Origin of the sequence: Saccharopolyspora montiporae (genome assembly GCF_015209505.1) — a bacterium.
Taxonomy (GTDB): domain Bacteria; phylum Actinomycetota; class Actinomycetes; order Mycobacteriales; family Pseudonocardiaceae; genus Saccharopolyspora; species Saccharopolyspora montiporae.
In genome coordinates, this window is the sequence record NZ_JADEYC010000015.1 from 66,476 (window position 1) to 81,153 (window position 14,678).

Annotated in this window: 16 protein-coding genes; 8 read left to right on the plus strand and 8 right to left on the minus strand. The window is 72.8% G+C overall.

Going from position 1 to position 14,678, the window contains the following annotated elements; all coding sequences use genetic code 11:
* Positions 1-35: 35 nt before the first annotated feature.
* Together pyrE and IQ251_RS09745 are read left to right on the plus strand one after the other, a co-directional pair.
* Entirely contained in the window at positions 36-584 is a 549-nt protein-coding gene (pyrE, locus tag IQ251_RS09740) for an orotate phosphoribosyltransferase (protein ID WP_193928171.1), read from the plus strand.
* A complete protein-coding gene (locus IQ251_RS09745) occupies positions 581-1,225 on the plus strand; it encodes a TrmH family RNA methyltransferase (protein WP_193928172.1) in 645 nt (214 codons plus the stop codon). Before pyrE ends, IQ251_RS09745 begins: the two co-directional genes overlap by 4 nt.
* 13 nt (positions 1,226-1,238) lie before the next feature.
* Here the strand turns inward: IQ251_RS09745 and IQ251_RS09750 are convergent, their stop codons facing one another.
* The 4 genes from IQ251_RS09750 to IQ251_RS09765 form a co-directional block, all read right to left on the minus strand.
* Positions 1,239-1,949: a DedA family protein gene (locus IQ251_RS09750; RefSeq protein ID WP_193928173.1), complete on the minus strand. Its 711-nt coding sequence runs from the start codon at positions 1,947-1,949 to the stop codon at positions 1,239-1,241.
* A 159-nt stretch (positions 1,950-2,108) separates the two neighbouring features.
* Positions 2,109-2,324 (minus strand): hypothetical protein, encoded by a 216-nt coding sequence (locus IQ251_RS09755; RefSeq protein WP_193928174.1) that lies wholly within the window; start codon positions 2,322-2,324, stop codon positions 2,109-2,111.
* A 10-nt stretch (positions 2,325-2,334) separates the two neighbouring features.
* The gene (gene nagA, locus IQ251_RS09760; RefSeq protein WP_370591307.1) at positions 2,335-3,486 is read right to left on the minus strand and encodes an N-acetylglucosamine-6-phosphate deacetylase; all 1,152 of its coding nucleotides are present in this window, start codon (positions 3,484-3,486) and stop codon (positions 2,335-2,337) included.
* Positions 3,487-3,524: 38 nt separating this feature from the next.
* Positions 3,525-4,103 (minus strand): SigE family RNA polymerase sigma factor, encoded by a 579-nt coding sequence (locus IQ251_RS09765; RefSeq protein ID WP_193928176.1) that lies wholly within the window; start codon positions 4,101-4,103, stop codon positions 3,525-3,527.
* An 87-nt stretch (positions 4,104-4,190) separates the two neighbouring features.
* Here IQ251_RS09765 and IQ251_RS09770 point away from each other — a divergent pair, with 87 nt between their 5' ends.
* The 4 genes from IQ251_RS09770 (at position 4,191) to IQ251_RS09785 (ending at position 7,476) form a co-directional block, all read left to right on the plus strand.
* The gene (locus IQ251_RS09770; RefSeq protein WP_193928177.1) at positions 4,191-4,478 is read left to right on the plus strand and encodes a YciI family protein; all 288 of its coding nucleotides are present in this window, start codon (positions 4,191-4,193) and stop codon (positions 4,476-4,478) included.
* A gap of 224 nt (positions 4,479-4,702) precedes the next feature.
* On the plus strand, positions 4,703-5,737 hold the full coding sequence (fbaA, locus tag IQ251_RS09775) for a class II fructose-bisphosphate aldolase (protein WP_193928178.1): 1,035 nt from the start codon (positions 4,703-4,705) through the stop codon (positions 5,735-5,737).
* Between the two features lie 71 nt (positions 5,738-5,808).
* On the plus strand, positions 5,809-6,222 hold the full coding sequence (locus IQ251_RS09780; RefSeq protein ID WP_193928179.1) for a DUF3151 domain-containing protein: 414 nt from the start codon (positions 5,809-5,811) through the stop codon (positions 6,220-6,222).
* A 141-nt stretch (positions 6,223-6,363) separates the two neighbouring features.
* Positions 6,364-7,476: an FUSC family protein gene (locus tag IQ251_RS09785; protein ID WP_370591308.1), complete on the plus strand. Its 1,113-nt coding sequence runs from the start codon at positions 6,364-6,366 to the stop codon at positions 7,474-7,476.
* 40 nt (positions 7,477-7,516) lie between these two features.
* Here IQ251_RS09785 and IQ251_RS09790 read toward each other — a convergent pair whose 3' ends face one another.
* Both IQ251_RS09790 and IQ251_RS09795 read right to left on the minus strand, forming a co-directional pair.
* Entirely contained in the window at positions 7,517-8,155 is a 639-nt protein-coding gene (locus tag IQ251_RS09790) for an HNH endonuclease family protein (RefSeq protein WP_193928180.1), read from the minus strand.
* Between the two features lie 148 nt (positions 8,156-8,303).
* Positions 8,304-8,999 carry a hypothetical protein gene (locus tag IQ251_RS09795; RefSeq protein ID WP_193928181.1) on the minus strand — a complete coding sequence of 232 codons (696 nt, stop codon included), beginning with the start codon at positions 8,997-8,999 and terminating at the stop codon, positions 8,304-8,306.
* Positions 9,000-9,102: 103 nt separating this feature from the next.
* Between IQ251_RS09795 and IQ251_RS09800 the strand changes: the two genes are divergently transcribed.
* A complete protein-coding gene (locus tag IQ251_RS09800; protein WP_193928182.1) occupies positions 9,103-10,389 on the plus strand; it encodes an adenylosuccinate synthase in 1,287 nt (428 codons plus the stop codon).
* 42 nt (positions 10,390-10,431) lie between these two features.
* On the opposite strand, the gene IQ251_RS09805 is transcribed toward IQ251_RS09800, so the two are convergent.
* Together IQ251_RS09805 and IQ251_RS09810 are read right to left on the minus strand one after the other, a co-directional pair.
* Positions 10,432-12,045 (minus strand): Na+/H+ antiporter, encoded by a 1,614-nt coding sequence (locus IQ251_RS09805; protein ID WP_193928183.1) that lies wholly within the window; start codon positions 12,043-12,045, stop codon positions 10,432-10,434.
* 78 nt (positions 12,046-12,123) lie between these two features.
* Complete coding sequence (locus tag IQ251_RS09810) at positions 12,124-13,212, minus strand: glycerophosphodiester phosphodiesterase (RefSeq protein WP_193928184.1); 1,089 nt, start codon at positions 13,210-13,212, stop codon at positions 12,124-12,126.
* A 156-nt stretch (positions 13,213-13,368) separates the two neighbouring features.
* Here IQ251_RS09810 and purD point away from each other — a divergent pair, with 156 nt between their 5' ends.
* Complete coding sequence (purD, locus tag IQ251_RS09815) at positions 13,369-14,634, plus strand: phosphoribosylamine--glycine ligase (protein WP_193928185.1); 1,266 nt, start codon at positions 13,369-13,371, stop codon at positions 14,632-14,634.
* Positions 14,635-14,678: the final 44 nt, after the last annotated feature.

The following is a 14,678-nucleotide window of genomic DNA, read 5'->3' on the forward strand; positions in this document are numbered from 1 at the left end:
GGGCGCGGTGCGACCGGGCGGTATGCTCGAACCTCGTGGTCGAGGTGGATGAACAGCAGCGCACCGAGCTCGCCGGGCTCGTCCGCGAACTCGCGGTGCGCCACGGGAAGGTCCGGTTGTCCTCCGGCAAGGAGGCCGACTACTACGTCGATCTGCGCCGCGCCACGCTGCACCACCGCGCGGCCCCGCTGATCGGGTCGCTGCTGCGCGAGCTGACCGCCGACTGGGACTTCGCCGCGGTCGGCGGGCTCACCCTGGGTGCCGATCCGGTGGCCGCGGCCATGCTGCACGCCCCCGGTGCCGCGCTGGACGCGTTCGTGGTGCGCAAGGACGCCAAGGCGCACGGGATGCAGCGCCGGATCGAGGGGCCGGACGTGACCGGCCGCGGCGTCCTGGCCGTGGAGGACACGTCCACCACCGGCGGCAGCGTGCTCACCGCGGTGGAGGCGCTGCGCGCGGAGGACGCTGCGATCGCCGGGGTGGCCACCGTCGTGGACCGGGACACCGGGGCGCGCGAGGCGATCGAGGCCGCGGGCCTGCCGTACCGCTCGCTGCTCGGCCTCGCCGATCTGGGCTTGGCGTGACCGAGCAGCTCGGCCCCACCGAGTGGGGGACGTCGGTCGGCGTCGGACCGTGGGACGGGCCGTGGCCGGCGGGGGAGCACTGGGATCCGGAGCTGCTGGAGCACGGCGACCGGCGCAACGTCGTCGACCACTACCGCTACTGGCGCCGCGACGCGATCGTCGCCGATCTCGACATGCGCAGGCACGAGTTCCACGTGGCCATCGAGAACTTCCAGCACGACCACAACATCGGCACCGTGGTGCGCACCGCGAACGCGTTCGCGGCGGCGGCGGTGCACATCGTCGGCCGGCGGCGGTGGAACCGGCGCGGCGCGATGGTCACCGACCGGTACCAGCACGTGCACCACCAGCCGACCCCTGCGGACCTGCGCGCGTTCGCCACCGAGCGGGGCCTGGCGGTCGTCGCGGTGGACAACTCCCCCGGCGCGCAGCCGGTGGAGCGCACCGCGCTGCCGCGGCGCTGCGTGCTGCTGTTCGGCCAGGAGGGACCGGGTCTGTCCGACGCATCGCGCGCCGAGGCCGACCTGGTGGTCTCCATCGCGCAGTTCGGCTCGACCCGGTCGGTCAACGCGGGCGTGGCGGCAGGCATCGTCATGCACGGCTGGATCCGCGAGCACGCCGACCCGGATGCCGCCTGGTAGCCGAGCCGCGGCGTCAGTTCACCGGGTCCGGATCGTCGTGGGCCACCGCGGCGCGGGATTTGGCGCGCCGTGCCTTGACGTACTCCAGCAGGATCGGCAGCACCGAGACCAGCACGATGACGATGGCCATCGCTTCGAGGTTGTTCTTGATCCACGGGATGTTGCCGAGGAAGTAGCCCAGCACCGTCACGCCCATCGCCCACAGCACGGCGCCGACGGCCGAGTAGGTGAAGAACTTCTTCGGGTCCATCTTCGCGACCCCCGCCACGGCGGTGATGAACGTGCGCACGATCGGCACGAACCGGGCGAGGATGATCGCGCGGGCGCCGTAGCGCTCGAAGAACTCGTGCGTCTTGTCCACGTGCTCGCGCTTGAACAGCTTGGAGTCCGGTTTGTTGAACATCGCCGGGCCGAGCTTGCGTCCGATCCAGTAGCCGGTGATGTTGCCGACCAGCGCGCACGCGCCGAACAGCAGGCAGGCCAGCCACAGCGGGGTGGCGATCGCGCCGGTGGCCACGAACAGCCCGGCGACGAACAGCAGGGAGTCACCCGGCAGGAAGAAGCCGATCAGCAGACCGCACTCGGCGAAGATGATCAGGCACACGCCGATCACGGCGAATGCGCCGAGTGACCGGATGATGTTCTCCGGGTCCAGCCAGGAGGGCAGCAGCGCGAGGGAGGACGTGCTCGCGGCGTCGAGGATCGCGGGGAATGCGGTGGTCACGGTGCTCCACGGTAAACCCGGTCGCCCGGACGCGACGCCCGGGCGGTGACGCCGAGGCAATTGTCCGATTACTCCGGGTGATTGATCCCGCGGGGTCCGGTTGGGTCGATTCCTCCGGAACGGGGAACCGCGGCGAACCGGGGTTCCGCGCGGTGCCGATCAGCCGAGGTGCAGCGGCAGCACGGTCCAGGCGGCGACCACGGCTCCGGCGGCGAGGCCGAGGACCAGCGCGAACACCAGCACACCCCGGACCGGGAGCCGCCGGCGCGGGGGCCTCCCGGGCACGGGCGCCTGCGGCGGGACGGCGCCACCACCGCCGCCGGCCTGGGCGCGCAGCGCCGCGGACAGCACGTTCTCCGCTTCCGGCGAGCTCATCCCCGCGACCCTACTGAGCGGCTCCGGCGCCGGGAACCGGTTCGCCGCCGACGAGCACGCCGACCACCTCCAGCTCCCGGTCCAGCACCACGAGATCGGCGGACATTCCCGGGGCGATCCGCCCGATCCGGTCGTCCAAGCCCAGCAGTCGGGCGGGGTTCGCCGAGGCTGCGGCCACCGCGTCGGTGATCGTCGCCCCGCACTCCCGGACCAGGTTGCGCACCGCCGCGTCCATGGTCAGCGTGCTGCCGGCCAGCGAACCGTCCGCGAGCCGCGCCTGGCCGTCGCGGGCGGTCACCGGCCGATCGCCGAGCAGGTACTGCCCGTCCGGGGCCGCAGCGGCGCTGATCGCGTCGGTGACCAGGACGATCCGCTCGGGCCCCGCGGCGTCCGCGGCCAGCCGCACCACCGAGGGGTGCAGGTGCACGAGGTCGCAGATGAGCTCCGCGGTGACCCGCTCGTCGGACAGCAGCGCGCCCACCGGGCCCGGTTCGCGGTGGTGCAGCGGCGGCATCCCGTTGAACAGGTGCGTGGCCACGCTCGCCCCGGCGTCCACCGCGGCCCGCACGTCGTCGTGCGCGGCGTCGGTGTGCCCGAGCGCGGCGAGCACTCCGGACCCGGTCAGCAGCCGCACCGCCTCCAGCGCGCCCGGCAGCTCCGGCGCAAGGGTGACCATCCGGATCGTGCCGCGGCCCGCGTCCAGCAGGTCCTGCGCGGTCCCGGCGTCCGGGGCGCGCAGCAGGGCGGGATCGTGCGCTCCGCAGCGCCGCGCGGCCAGGAACGGCCCCTCCAGGTGCACGCCCGCCAGCAGCCCCTCGTCCACGAGGTCGGCCAGCACCCGCACCTGCGTGGCGAGCTCCGGCGGAGGTGCGGAGACCAGGCTGGCCAGCGTCGTGGTCGTGCCGTGCGCCCGGTGCGCGGCGACCGCCCGCCGGGCCTGCGCGGGATCCGCGGCGGTGAACGAGTCCCCGCCCCCGCCGTGGCAGTGCAGGTCGACGAAGCCCGGGACCAGCCAGCAGCCGTCCAGGTCCGTGCCGGACTCCGGCGCGGCGCCCGCACCGGTGCCGGCGATCAGCCCGTCGCGCACCTGCACCCAGCCGTGCTGCAGCACGCCCTCCGGGGTGACCACGTTCGCGCCGGTGAGCGTCGCCGAACCCGCCACGCGGGCACCTCCCTCCGGTCCTGCACCCATCGTGCGGCTCAGCCGGTGCCCATCGCCTTCTGCAGCGCGTCCAGCGCCCGGCTGGCGGTGGACTTGACCGTCCCGCGGGACACTCCGGTGGCCTCGGCGATCTCCACCTCGGACAGGTCGCCGTAGTAGCGCAGCACGAGCACTTCCCGCTGCCTGCGCGGAAGTCCGGACAGCGCGTCCACCACCGCCCGGTGCTCGGCGGAGAGCATCGCCAGCGACTCGGCCGAACGGGCGTCGGTCTGGTGCGGGGGCTGGTAGTCGCGCGCGGTCTTGCGCCGGCGCAGCACCGAGCGGCTGCCGTTGACCACGGCGGTGCGCAGGTAGCCGATCGCCGCGCGGGAATCGCGCAGGCCCGACCAGTTGCGGTACAGCCCGGTGAACGCCTCCTGCACCACGTCCTCGGCGGTGGCCGGCTCGTCCACCAGCAGGATCGCCAGGCGCACCATCCGCATCCGCTGCTGCCGGTAGACGTCCTCCAGGGTCAGCGGCCGGTCCGGGTCCTCGCCCGGGCCGCCGTCGATCGCGCGCAGGTGCCCGAGGGTCTGCTGGACACTGCGTTCCGCGGCGCGCTGCTGATCACCGGACACGTCTGCAACATACCGGCTGCGGACTCGGCGGCGTCCGCCGACCGGGTAGCGTCGTGCCCGATCAACGACGGCGAACTGGAGGTCGAGGTGGCGACATTCGTGGTCCAGCTGGTGTACGGGGACGACCGGGAGCAGCGGCTCCAGGTGCGCCCGCAGCACCGGGAGTACTCCCGCGGCCTGGCCGACCGGGGTGTGCTGCTCGCAGCCGGGCCCTACGCCGACGAGGCGGGGGCGATGCTGATCTACGAGGTCGCGGACGCGGACGAGCTGCAGCGGGTGCTGGCCGCCGACCCCTACGCCGAGGCCGGCGTCCTCGCGCGCACCGACGTCCGCGAGTGGCACGCGGTTACCGGTTCCTGGACGTCCGCCGGCTGAGCGCTTCTCCCGACTGGGGAGCGAATGCGCTGCGTGTGAGGATGTACACACGGATCTGGGCAGTTCTGAATCCTGTCACCGGCTTTCCAAAACTGCTCCGACTGGGGCACTGTACGGCGAAATGCAGCGCTGTCCGTGATGTCGTCCCCGGCTGCGCCCGGGGTCCTCGTAGGATGCTGCAACTCCCGTCACCACGACCGACTCCACCTCAAGGAGGATGACCGATGCCCATCGCGACCCCCGAGGTTTACGCGGAGATGCTGGACCGGGCGAAGAGCGGGGAGTTCGCCTACCCGGCCATCAACGTGACCTCGTCGGAGACGCTGAACGCGGCGCTGCGCGGGTTCGCCGAGGCCGAGAGTGACGGCATCATCCAGTTCTCGACCGGCGGCGCCGAGTTCGCCTCCGGCTCGAAGGTCAAGGACATGGTCACCGGTGCCACCGCGCTCGCGGAGTACGCGCACGTCGTCGCGGCCGAGTACCCGGTCAACATCGCGCTGCACACCGACCACTGCCCGAAGGACAAGCTGGACGGTTTCGTCCGCCCGCTGATCCGGATCAGCCAGGAGCGGGTCAACCGCGGTGAGAACCCGCTGTTCCAGTCGCACATGTGGGACGGTTCGGCCGTCGAGCTGACCGAGAACCTGGAGATCGCCCAGGAACTGCTGGCCGAGGCCGCCAAGGCCAAGATCATCCTGGAGCTGGAGGTCGGTGTCGTCGGCGGCGAGGAGGACGGCGTCTCCAACGACATCAACGAGAAGCTCTACACCGCGCCGGGCGACTACGAGCGCACCGTGGCCAGCCTCGGCGGCGGCGAGAAGGGCCGCTACATGCTGGCCGCCACGTTCGGCAACGTGCACGGCGTCTACAAGCCGGGCAACGTCAAACTGCGCCCGGAGATCCTCAAGCAGGGCCAGGACGTCGCCTCGGAGAAGCTGGGCCTGCCCGCCGGTTCCAAGCCGTTCGACCTCGTCTTCCACGGCGGTTCCGGATCGCTGCTGGAGGAGATCCACGAGGCGGTCTCCTACGGCGTGGTGAAGATGAACATCGACACCGACACCCAGTACGCGTTCACCCGGCCGATCGCCGACCACATGTTCCGCAACTACGACGGGGTGCTCAAGGTCGACGGCGAGGTCGGCAACAAGAAGAGCTACGACCCGCGCACCTACCTCAAGGTGGCCGAGCAGGACATGGCCGCCCGGGTGGCCGCGGGCTGCGAGACCCTCAAGTCCGCCGGGCGCATGCTGGCCCGCTGACGACCCGCCGCGCCGGTGGCCCGCAGCGCGCGGGGCCACCGGCGCCGCGCCCGGTCTGCGAAGATGGGGCCATGACGAACCGGAACCTGCTCGAACCGCCGGAGACCCTGCTGCCCGCCGACGAAGCGGCGCAGTCCGAACTGGACTCCGGCGCCGATCCCACCGATGTCGCCGCGCACCACCCGACGTTCAGCGCCGCCTGGGCCGCGCTGGCCGAGCGCGCTGCGGACTCCGGCGGGCACATCGCCTCCTACGCGTACGCGCGGACCGGGTACCACCGCGGGCTGGACGCGCTGCGCAAGTCCGGGTGGAAGGGGTTCGGACCGGTTCCGTGGGCGCACCTGCCCAACCAGGGCGTGCTGCGCTCGGTGGCGGCGCTGGCCAAGGCCGCCCGCGCGATCGGCGAGGACGACGAGTTCGAGCGCTGCCGCGCGCTCCTGGAGGACAGCGACCCGGCCTCGCTGCGCGCCACCGGACTCGACTGACCACCCGCAGGTGCGAAACATCGCCCGTTCCGGCGGAATCCGCCGCCGCGGCCGACCGGGGGCGCAGAAGGCGGCGGTGCGCCGGGTGCTGCCGTGAACGCGGATTCGTCCCGCGGGGCCGGGTTGGTCGACAATGCTCCCGTGCACCGACTCCGCGAGGAGCTGACCCGCCGGCTGCGACGCCTGTTCCGCACCGGCGTCCCGATCCTGCAGTGCGCGATCGCCGCGGGGCTGGCCTGGTACCTCGCCAAGTACGTCGTCGGCCACCCGCAGCCGTTCTTCGCCCCCATCGCCGCGGTCATCTCGCTGGGCGTCGGCCTGGGCCAGCGCACCCGGCGCACCCTGGAGCTGGTGGTCGGCGTCAGCGTCGGCGTCGGCATCGGGGACATCCTCATCTCGTTCATCGGCACCGGGACCTGGCAGATCGCGCTGGTCGTGGCGCTGGCGATGGGGACCGCGGTGCTGTTGGACAGCGGCAGCGTGATCGTGCTGCAGGCCGCGTCCTCGTCCGTGCTGGTGGCCACGCTGCTGCCACCGGCGACCGCGGGCGGGCTCACCCGGATGCTGGATGCGGCGATCGGCGGGCTGGTCGGATTCGTGGTGGCCGCACTGCTGCCCGCCAACCCGCTGTCCGTGGCGCACCGCAACGGCCGGGTGGTGCTGGGCGAACTGGCCGACGCGTTGCGCGGTGTCGCGGGCGCGGTGTCCAAGCAGGACATCGAAGCGGCGGTGGATGTGCTGGCCAAGGCGCGCAAGAGCCAGCGCTCCGTGGAGGAGTTCCGCGCCGCGCTGGAAGCCGGGCGGGAGATCGCCCGGTTCGCCCCGATCCGCTGGCGGCGCAGACACGACCTGGACCACTACGAGGTCGCCGCCGATCCGGTGGACCGGGCACTGCGCAACACCCGGGTGCTCGCCCGCCGGGCGCTGAGCGCGTTGCGCGAGCACGAACCGGTTCCGCGGCCGCTGCCCGGGATGTTGGAGGAGCTCGCCGGCGCGGTCACCCTGCTGCGCGATGAGCTGGCTTCCGGCGCGGATCCGGTGCAGACCCGCGAGGCGGCGCGCGCCGTGGCGCAGAAGACGACGGTGGAGATGTTCAGCGAGGGTGACTTCTCCATGCAGGTCGTGGTGCTGCAGGTGCGGTCGATCGCGGTGGACCTGTTGCAGGCCACCGGGCTCAGCCGCATCGAGGCCAACGAGGCGCTGCCCGCGCTGCACCCGGAGGAGCACCGCGGGACCGACGAGGACGAGGACTGATCCGGACCCGCCCGGTGCGGCGGGCCCGGACCGGTCCGGATCAGCAGGAGCCGAGTGCGTCGGCGAGGCTGCCCTTCTCCGCTTCGGTGACGGTCAGGCCCCACTTGTGCTTCGAGGCGATCCACATCGACGCGTAGGTGCACTGGTAGTCGGCCTGCGGCGGCATCCAGGAATCCGGCGTCTGGTCGCCCTTCTCCTGGTTGACCGAGTCGGTGACCGCGATCAGCTGCGGGCTGTCCAGGTCGTTGGCGAACTGCTCGCGGCGCTGGTCGTCCCAATCGGCGGCGCCGGAGCGCCAGGCCGCGGCCAGCGGTACCACGTGATCGATGTCCACATCGGACGCCTTCTCCCAGGTCTGCCCGTCGTAGGGCGAGAACCAGGTGCCCGAGGTCGGGTAGCAGTCATCGCCGGTCTCGACGCCCTCGCCGTCGCGCTCCAGCACGCTCTCCCGCGTGTTGCAGTTGTCGGGGCCCTCGCTCCAGTGCGGGAACCGGTCGCGGTCGTAGCCGTCCATCGGGCCTTCCGGCGCCACGGTCAGCTCCTCCAGCTGGGTGCCCGCGGTGCCGGGATCGGGAATGCCCGGCGGTTCGGCCGCGGCCGGGGTCGCCAGGGTGAGCACCAGCGCGCCGGCAGCGGATGCGGTCAGCAGGGTGGCGCGCAGCGATCGGGTGGATGTCATGGTTTCCTCCGCGTGGCCGTCGGTGTCCGGGAACGACCATTGCCCAGCGGAGTGGCCGGGACAACAGCTGTACGTGACCGATCGATGACATGACGTGAAACCGCCAGCGATCGTGCCGCCTGCGGAGTTCCGGGCGCAGCTCCGGCGATCAGCTGCCGCGGACCAGCAGCAGGTCCTGCGTGTGCCGGTACCAGACCCACTTGTCCGCGGGGCGGGGGTGCGCGACGCCGTCCTGGACGACCGTCGTCGGATCGAAGCTCGCCTGCGCTGCGCGGCCCGCGGTCGTGTCGCGCTTGCGGCGCAACAGGCCCCGGCGCAGCACCGCGACCCGCAGCCCGTCCGCGGCCGGGTCCGCCGGCGGGTCGCTCCCCGCGGGCAGCGGGGTCGCGGCCGGGTCCGGTGACACCTCCAGGCGCGGCGCCGGACCGTTGAGCACCCGCTCGTCGTCGCAGTACACCTGGCCGGTGATCGGCTCGATCGCAGCGGTGCCGAGCAGCACCCCGCCGGAGTCGTCCCGGATCAGCGGCGCGGGCCGGGCGGACGCGGTGAACGCGTGCCGGGCATCACCGGGACGCACACCCCACAACCGGGCGGCCGGCGACGGTTCCGCGGGGACGTAGCCCACCTCCAGCCCGGCCAGCCGGTCCTTGCGCAGCAGCCGCAGCACCACCGCGGCCAGATCGGCGTCGGTGCCGTGCACCACGACACGCCCGGTCGCCTCGGCCAGCACCGGGTCCAGCTCCTGTCTGCCGGGCCGGGATCCGACATCGGTCCATCGCGCACCGTGTGCATCCGGGCGCGCTGCGCGGTCGACGTTTCCGCAGGACAATGCGGTGGTAGTCACGTTTCGCTCCTGGTCTACCCTGATCGACCGGCCTATCCAGTGGTGGGAGCGGACGAGGCGCGCCGCAGCGCTGGCGACCACCCAGTCCAGGTTGGAGTTTCACATGCCGGCGATCGTGCTGATCGGCGCCCAGTGGGGCGACGAGGGCAAGGGTAAGGCGACCGACCTGCTCGGCGAGCAGGCGCAGTGGGTCGTCCGCTACCAGGGCGGCAACAACGCCGGCCACACCGTCGTGCTGCCCGACGGGCAGGACTTCGCGCTGCACCTGATCCCCTCCGGGATCCTCACGCCCGGGGTCACCAACGTGATCGGCAACGGGGTCGTCGTCGACCCCGCGGTGCTGCTGGAGGAGCTGTCCGGGCTGGAGGAGCGCGGGGTGGACACCTCGCGGCTGCTCATCTCGGCGGACGCGCACCTGATCATGCCGTACCACGTGGCGATCGACCGGGTCACCGAGCGCTACCTGGGCAAGAAGCAGATCGGCACCACCGGCCGCGGCATCGGCCCCTGCTACCAGGACAAGGTCGCTCGGGTGGGCGTGCGGGTGCAGGACCTGCTCGACGAGAAGATCCTGCGGCAGAAGGTCGAAGCGGCGCTGGAGTACAAGAACCAGCTGCTGGTCAAGGTCTACAACCGGCGCGGCCTGGACGCGGAGGAGGTCGTGGACACCGTGCTCGGCCAGGCCGAGCGGTTCCGCGACCGCATCGCGGACACCAAGCTGTTGCTCAGCCAGGCGCTGGAACGCCGGGAGACCATCCTGCTGGAGGGCTCGCAGGGCACGCTGCTCGACGTCGACCATGGCACCTACCCGTTCGTGACCTCGTCGAACCCCACGTCCGGCGGGGCCTGCGCCGGTTCCGGCATCGGACCGGCCGGGATCAACGCGGTGATCGGCATCCTCAAGGCCTACACCACGCGGGTGGGCGCCGGGCCGTTCCCGACCGAGCTCACCGACGAGGCGGGCGAGAGCCTGCGCAGCCAGGGCGGCGAGTTCGGCGTCACCACCGGGCGCTCCCGGCGCACCGGCTGGTTCGACGCGGTGCTCGCCCGGTACGCGACCCGGGTCAACGGCATCACCGACTACTTCCTGACCAAGCTCGACGTGCTGTCCGGGCTGGAGTCCATCCCGATCTGCGTGGGCTACGACGTGGACGGCGAGCGCACCGACGAGATGCCGATGACGCAGACCGGCGTGCACCACGCGGTCCCGATCTACGAGGAGATGCCCGGCTGGACCGAGGACCTCAGCGGGGCGCGGACGTTCAAGGACCTGCCCGCCAACGCGCAGGCCTACGTGCAGCGCATCGAGGAGCTGTCCAAGGCGCGGGTCTCCGCGATCGGCGTCGGACCCGGCCGCGAGCAGACGATCGTCCGGCACTCCATGGCCTGATCCCGCCGCCCTCCCCCGCGGGGCCTCCGCGGGGCGGGCGGGTCAGCGGTTGCGCCAGGAGCTGTCCAGCGCCGCTTCCTGCAGGTCCAGTTCGCGCAGCACGCGGCGCAGCACCTCGTCGTCGATGCGCCCGGCGTCGCGTTCGTCGGCCATGGTGCGCCGCTCCACCTCCAGCAGTTTGCGGCGCAGGTCGACGAACGTGTCCCGGGCCGAGGTCTCCCGCTCGTCCGGGGTGCGCCCGACCTGTTCGGACGCCGCCATCCCCTGGTGCTCGACCAGCGCCTTCATCCGGTCGATCACCGCGCGCGAGCGCTTCTCCGGCATGCCCAGGTCCTGCGGCCGGAGCTCCTCCAGGTACGCCAGCGCGGCGTTCGTCGCGGTCCGGCGCGCCTGCGCCTCGGCGCGGTCGTCCCGGGCGGCCTGCTCCGGGTCGGAGACCCCGAGCACGCGGATCAGCCACGGCAGCGTCGTGCCCTGCAGCAGCACGGTGCCCACGGTGACCACGAACGCGACCAGCTGGATCAGTTCCCGTTCCGGGAACGGTGCCCCGGTTTCGGTCGTGTAGGGGATCGCCCCGGCCGCGGCCAGCGTCACCACCCCGCGCATCCCGGTCCAGGACAGCACGAGCGTGCGCCGCCAGATCCGCCGCCGGTCGCGCCGCCCGTGGATCAGCCGGGACAGCCCCGGCAGCACGCTCGCCCCGAACATCCACCCCGCGCGCACCAGCATCACGGCCAGCAGCACCGCGCAGCAGCCGCCCAGCAGCAGCCCGAGGTCGCGGCCGGAGGCGTGGATACCCAGGATCAGTGAGTGCAGCTGCAAGCCGATCAGGGAGAACACCAGGCTCTCCAGCAGCAGGTTGATCGCGTTCCACACGGTCTGCTCCTGCAGCCGCCCGGCCGCGCGGGCCCGCGGCTGGTGGTGCCCGAGGTAGAGCCCGGCGCTGATCACCGCCAGCACGCCGGAACCCTGCAGCTGTTCGGCCAGCAGGTAGGCCGTGAACGGCACCAGGATGCTCAGCACCGTGGCCACCCCGACGTCCGGGATGCGGGTGCGCGCGGACTGCGCGAGCACGCCGAGCGCGAGGCCGACGCCGAGCCCCACCAGCACGGCCAGCACGAACACCTGCACGCCTTCGGCCACGGTCGGAGTGCTGCCCACGACGGCCGCCACCGCCATCCGGTAGACGGTCAGCGCCGCCGCGTCGTTGATCAGGCTCTCCCCGCCGAACACCGTGGTGATCCCGCGCGGCAGGTGCAGCCGGCGCCCGATGGCCGAGGCGGTGACCGCGTCCGGCGGGGACACGACCGCCCCGAGCACCAGCGCCGAGCTCGGCGGCAGCTGCGGGAACACCAGGTGCGCCACCCAGCCGATGACCAGCGAAGTCGCGATCACCTGCAGCACGCCGTGGTTCGCGATCGGGCCGAAGTAGGCGCGGAAGTTCAGGTACGAGCTCTGCAGCGCCGCCGAGTACAGCAGCGGCGGCAGCACCACGGTCAGCAGCAGTTCCGGGTCGACGCGCACGTCGACCGGGCCCGGGATCAGCGAGACGAGCAGGCCGACCAGCACCAGCAGCAGCGGGGCCGCGATGTTCCTGCTGCGCGCGAACGCGGTGACCAGCAGCGCGCCGATCAGCACGAGAAGGAGTTGGGCCACCGCACGTCACCTCCGTCCACCGTGGACAGGTTAGGTGCGCTGCGGCGCCCGCACCGGACCGCGCGACCCCGACGTGGGTCAGCGCTCGGTCCGCGCGTCCTCCCGGGCCGCCACCGCCAGGTCCGGCTGGTCGCTGAAGATGCCGTCGACGCCCTGGGCGAACAGCACCTCGAAGAAGCCGAGCGCATCCCCGCGGGCCGCCGGGTCCGCCGAGGAGCGGAACTCCGCGGGCAGGAAGTCGTTCTCCGCGCGCACCGTGTACGGCACGACCTGCAGCCCGGCCGCGTGCGCGTCGCGCACCACCGGGGTCGGGCCGGTCAGCCGGTCCTGCTCGTCGCGCGGCAGCACCACCTCGGTGTCCGGGCCGAGCAGGTCGGCGTAGCGCGCGATCTCGCGCAGGCCCTCCGGCCGCACCAGATCGGCGTAGGTGCGCGGATCGCCCGCGTCGATGAGGTCCTGCGGCGCCCCGGAGCTGTCGATGAGCTGCAGCAGCGGAACCGCCAGCTGCTCGTCCAGCCGTTTGAGGTTGGCCGTCTCGAACGACTGCACCACGACCTTCGCGTCCGGGTGGTTGAGCCCGTTGCGGTTGAGCGCGCGCACGAGCTCCGGCTCGACCGGAACGCCCGCGGCGGCGAAGTAGCCGGGGTGCTTGGTCTCCGGTGCCACCCCGATCTCCCGGCCCAGCTCGGCGGAGAGCCGTTCCCGCAGATCCAGCACGTCCTGCAGCGTCGGCACCGGGTAGCGGCCGTCGTGCGCGGCGTTGTCCGGGCGCAGCTCGGGAATGCGTTCGGTGGCGCGCAACGAACGCAGCTCGGCCAGCGTGAAGTCCTCGGTGAACCAGCCGGTGACCGGTTCGCCGTCCACGGTCTTCGTGGTGCGCCGCTCGCCGAACTCGGGGCGCTCGGCCACATCGGTGGTGCTGCCGATCTCGTTCTCGTGCCGCACCACGAGCTGCCCGTCCCGGGTGGGCACCAGGTCCGGCTCGATGTAGTCGGCGCCCATCCGCGCGGCCAGCTCGTAGGCGGGCAGGGTGTGCTCGGGCAGGTACCCGGACGCGCCGCGGTGCCCGTACACCTCCGGTTCGGCGGCCGCGGCGGTGACCGGTACGGGCCCCAGCACCGCGCTGCCCGCGGTGAGCGCGGCCAGCAGGCGCAGTTTCATCGACATCGCGACTCCCGGGTTCGCCGGCGGCGGGCGCGTGCCGCCCGCGGTCGTCCGGCAGTGTGCCGGTCCGGCCGGGCGGCGAGCTGTCCGGGAGCCGACATCCGGGTGAACTCCGGGGGAGGCGTTCGGTCGAGCCGCAGCGACGTTACGCTCCGCTTCGTGCGAATTCTCGTGATCGGTGGCGGGGGCAGGGAGCACGCGATCGTGCTGGCGCTGTCCCACGACCCCTCGGTGACCGCCCTGGCGTGCGCACCCGGAAACGCGGGCACCGCTGCGCTGTCCGAGACCTACGGCGTCGACGTGGCCAAACCGGACGAGATCGCCGAGCTGGCCCTGCGCTGGCAGGCGGACCTGGTGGTCTTCGGGCCGGAGACCCCGCTGGTCGCCGGTGCCGCCGATGCGGTGCGCGCGGCTGGGATCGCCTGTTTCGGGCCTTCCGGGGAAGCCGCCCGCATCGAGGGCTCGAAAGCCTTCGCCAAGGACGTGATGACCGCGGCCGGGGTGCCCACCGCGCGCAGCGAAGTGGTGGACAACCCAGCCAAGCTGGACGCCGCGCTGGCCGGGTTCGGCCCCACCTGGGTGGTCAAGGACGACGGGCTGGCCGGCGGCAAGGGCGTGCTGGTCACCGCGGACTTCGATGCGGCCCGGGCGCATGCGCTGACCCTGCTCGACGGCGGGCACCCGGTGCTGCTGGAGTCGTTCTTGGACGGTCCGGAGGCCTCGCTGTTCTGCCTGGTGGACGGCACCACCGTGGTCCCGATGCTGCCCGCGCAGGATTTCAAGCGGGTCGGGGACGGTGACGCCGGTACGAACACCGGCGGCATGGGTGCCTACGCCCCGCTGCCCTGGGCGCCGGAGGGCCTGGCTGACGAGGTGGTGCGCACGATCGTGCAGCCGGTCGTGGATGAACTGGACCGGCGCGGCGCGTCGTTCTCCGGCCTGCTCTACGCCGGGCTCGCGCTGACCTCGGAGGGGCCGCAGGTGATCGAGTTCAACTGCCGGTTCGGCGACCCGGAGACCCAGGCGCTGCTGGCGCTGCTGGAGACCCCGCTGTCCGGTCCGCTCGGGGCCGTGGCCCGCGGGGAACTGGCCGAGCAGCCGCCGCTGCGCTGGGAGCCCGGCGCCGCGGTGACCGTGGTGATCGCGGCGGAGGGCTACCCCGGCAGGCCGCGGATCGACGAGGTCGTGCAGGGCGGTGACGCCCGCGGCGTGCTGCACTCCGGGACCCGGCGCCGCGAGGACGGTGCCGTGCTATCCGCGGGCGGCCGGGTGCTGTCCGTGGTCGGGACCGGAGCGGATCTCGCCGCGGCGCGGGACGAGGTCTACGAGCGGGTCGACCTGGTGCACCTGCCCGGCTCGCACCACCGCACCGACATCGCGCAGCGCGCCGCGCTCGGCGAGATCAGCGCACCGGTCCGGAGCTGACGGTGACCGCCGCGGGAGATCGCGCGCTGCGGGCGGCTGCGCGC

Bases quoted from the DNA above. Each gene is read 5' to 3' on its own strand.
- IQ251_RS09800 (WP_193928182.1), top strand. From the start codon at position 9,103: ATGCCGGCGATCGTGCTGATCGGCGCCCAGTGGGGCGACGAGGGCAAG.
- IQ251_RS09755 (WP_193928174.1), bottom strand. From the start codon at position 2,324: ATGAGCTCGCCGGAAGCGGAGAACGTGCTGTCCGCGGCGCTGCGCGCC.
- IQ251_RS09790 (WP_193928180.1), bottom strand. From the start codon at position 8,155: ATGACATCCACCCGATCGCTGCGCGCCACCCTGCTGACCGCATCCGCT.
- fbaA (WP_193928178.1), top strand. From the start codon at position 4,703: ATGCCCATCGCGACCCCCGAGGTTTACGCGGAGATGCTGGACCGGGCG.
- IQ251_RS09810 (WP_193928184.1), bottom strand. From the start codon at position 13,212: ATGTCGATGAAACTGCGCCTGCTGGCCGCGCTCACCGCGGGCAGCGCG.
- IQ251_RS09780 (WP_193928179.1), top strand. From the start codon at position 5,809: ATGACGAACCGGAACCTGCTCGAACCGCCGGAGACCCTGCTGCCCGCC.